Raw genomic sequence first — 3,553 nt, forward strand, 5'->3', positions numbered from 1 at the left:
TCTGGCTCATTCTGAATCTTCGCGTTCATTTCTGCCCCAATGGGACAATTTCCAAGGTTTACAAAAATACGGTTGTCTTGACTTTAATGCCTGTGGGTGAGTAACCGCCGACGGTCTCAGGGTCAGCAGTAATTAAACATGATCAGATGGTCACGTTATGTGACGCTTTGTATCAGTTTTGTAGAGCAGTGTAGAGGTAATAGAGAAACTTAGTTCTAACGAATTAGATTAAAATCCGTTTTAGAGGAGCCACTGTCAAGGATTGTACTGTAATGAGGAGCCGTATGATACGTGCATTGTCACCTACGGTTCTGGAGACGAATCAGTGGGGTGACTCACTGGCTTAGTTTGATGGAAACTGCCTGCGGGTATCCAGATCAGAAGTGGTATTCAAAGCAAAAAATATAATAAATAATTGGTAGATAAAAAAATGCTGGAGTTAATTAATCGTTATCAATATGGGTTTGTTTCTATTCCTGTAATCTTAGCCTGTAGAGAAAAAGGATTATTTGGCTTAATAAAACAAAAGAGAATAACTCACCGGCAAATAGCTAATATTATAGGGGCAAATACAGGTCATCTGCAAGTGGCCTTAAAAATGATGGAATCCCTAGGTTGGCTATCAAAAAATGAAGTTGATGAATACTCGCTCACGGATAATTTTCAACCATACTATTCGATTCCTGAAAAAATATTAGAATTATACAATCTACCTATAGAGTCATATTTACTAGGAAAGGAGAAGCCTGGTATTCTTAAAAGTTGGATAGAGCTTTCTCAACAACAGTGGAATATTAATGATAGAACAATTGCAGATTTCTTAGATGGGGTCTTAATAATACCAATTATGCTAGGGCTTCACAAGCATGATTTATTAGCAGTAGATCAAGAAAAGCCTTTATTATCTGGTGTGAATCCTCATATAAAAGAAGAATTATCAACATTGTTTATAGCTAAAGGGTGGGCTTATAAAATTTCGCAAAAGGTTAAACAACATAGCCATAAATTAGTTGATGATGAAAATAGTTTATGCTTAACTGATGTTGGTAAATTTATAGTAGATAGAATACTAATTACTGGAGTTACTGCTTCCTATACTCCTATGTTGTTGCATATATCGGATGTATTATTTGGAGATTGTAAAACTGTATTTTGTCGGGATAAACAGGGAAGCGAAAGTCACATTGATAGAAAATTGAATGTGATGAGTAGTGGTTTTCAACACCAGAAGTTTTTTGCTGATGTAGATGAATTAATTCTGAATATTTTTAATAAGTTACCCTATTCTGATCAACCAAAATATGTTGTAGATATGGGTTGTGGCGATGGTACACTGCTCAAAAGGGTTTATCAATTAATTAGTACAAAATCTGCTAGGGGAAAAGTGCTAGACAAATATCCAGTGCAGATGATTGGAGTAGATTATAACCAAGCATCGTTGCAAGAGTCGGCATTGACTTTAGCAGGTATTCCTAACTTGCTAATTAAGGGGGATATTGGAAACCCACAACAAATGATATCCGACTTAAAAACTCAGGGAATTGATGATCCAGAAAAAATTATCCACATTCGCTCCTTTTTGGACCATGATCGTCCATTTATCCCTCCTCAAAATTTAGAAGCAGCAAAAAGGCGGAGCCAACTTTCTTACCAAGGGGTTTATGTAGATTCAGACGGAAGTTTGATTCCTGCACAGATTATGGTACAAAGCTTGGTAGAACATTTGGAAAAATGGTCTGATGTGGTTACTAAACATGGGATGATGATTCTGGAAGTTCATTGTTTAGAACCAAAAGTAGTCAACAGATTTTTAGACAGTAGTAATAGCCTCCATTTTGATGCCTTACAAGCTTTCTCAAGTCAACATTTGGTGGAAGCTGAAGTGTTTCTCAGTTGTGCTGCTGAAGTAGGTTTGTTTCCTAAGTGGGAATTTTCAAAACGATATCCTCAGAATTTTCCATTTAGTCGCATCAGCTTAAATTGTTTTGAGAAAAAACCTTATAAGTTGCGCCATCCTACACTTAAGGATTTACCTGATTTAATAGCATTAGAGGCATTGTGTTGGTCAGAAAATCTTCGGGTTGATAAAGAAGAAATCCAGAGGCGGATTTTTAATTTTCCACAAGGGCAGTTTATTTTAGAACTTGAGGAAAAGATTGTTGGAGCTATCTATTCCCAAAGGATTGCTCAGACTGAAGTTTTGGAAAATAGAACCTTTGTCGAAGTGCCGTCATTACATACTGAATCAGGAGTAGTGATACAATTACTAGCTACGAATATTTTGCCAGAGTTGCAAAATCAAGGGTTGGGGGATCAACTACTGGAATGGATGCTTCAGTATTGTGCTGTGATGGGTTGTGTGGAAAGGGTTGTGGGAGTGACTCGTTGTCGTAATTATTCAGACTATTCCCCAATGCCAATGGCAGAATATATCCACAAAAAAAATGATTCAGGGCTACTGGTAGACCAGATTTTGCGTTTTCATCAGATTCATGGGGCTAAAATTCAAAAAGTTCTTCCTGGTTATCGCCCCACAGATATAGAAAATCAAGGTTGTGGTGTTCTGATAGAATACGATATTCATCATCGTCAACGTTTTGATGGTGTAGGAAATGAAAAAAATCGGCAGGGAAAAGTAGAAATAGAAGCAGATGTAGATGAAGTAGTGGCAAGTTGTGTTCGGACAGTAATGAATAAGAAACGCTCTTTTGAGTCTGAACGCCCACTGATGGAGATGGGAATCGAATCTTTGGAACTGTTGGAACTTAAATATTTATTGGAGAAAAAGCTGGGAGTAAAAATAGAGCCTAATTTCTTCTTTAAGTATGGAAATTCAAAGGCGATCGCTAGTTATTTTAAGGGAGAAACACCAGTTAAACACAAGAATATTTCTGAGTTATTGCCAAAAATCACACAACCAGATCCAAAAGCTCAAAAAACTGATTCAGGTTTTTCGGCTGCTCAATTAGAAAATGGGATAGCAATTATAGGTATGGCTTGTCGATTTCCTGGAAATGCCGATAGCCCCCAAAAGTATTGGTCACTGCTGTGTAATGCCATTGATGCAATTACGGAAGTACCTCTGAATCGTTGGGATATTGAAAACTATTACAATTCTGATAAAAATCAACCAGGAAAAATATCTAGTCGTTATGGTGGTTTTATTTCTGAATTTGACAAATTTGATGCAGATTTTTTCCATATTTCGCCCCGTGAAGCTATACACATAGATCCCTGGGGGGGCGACAAGCGCCCTGTAACCCTTGATATATCTTAAATTGACCAAATTATGGTAAAAAAAGATAGGTCATAAATTGTCAATACGACCTATCAATTGAAAATGCTACCAAAATTCTATCAAAAACATCTAAAAAATCTACTTTGTGAATCTCAATTATTGTTTTTTTACCTTATAATAATAATTATACAAGACACCAAAAATATAAAACTTGAAAAAATCGCAGAGTCACTCCCTTTACCCATTCAATTTCAATCACGACGTAAAAAACTACAGAGATTTTTGTCTTTGCCAGTATTTGATGTCAAATATTTG

At 36.4% G+C, this 3,553-nt stretch carries 1 protein-coding gene and 1 pseudogene; both read left to right on the plus strand.

Features of this window, described 5'->3' with window-relative positions; all coding sequences use genetic code 11:
- Nucleotides 1-415: 415 nt before the first annotated feature.
- Entirely contained in the window at nt 416-3,277 is a 2,862-nt protein-coding gene (locus F6K49_RS37420) for a GNAT family N-acetyltransferase (RefSeq protein ID WP_293105143.1), read from the plus strand.
- Between the two features lie 63 nt (nt 3,278-3,340).
- Nucleotides 3,341-3,553 (plus strand): annotated as a pseudogene (locus F6K49_RS37425) (IS4 family transposase); the annotation flags it as partial.

Source organism: Moorena sp. SIO3I6 (assembly GCF_010672095.1).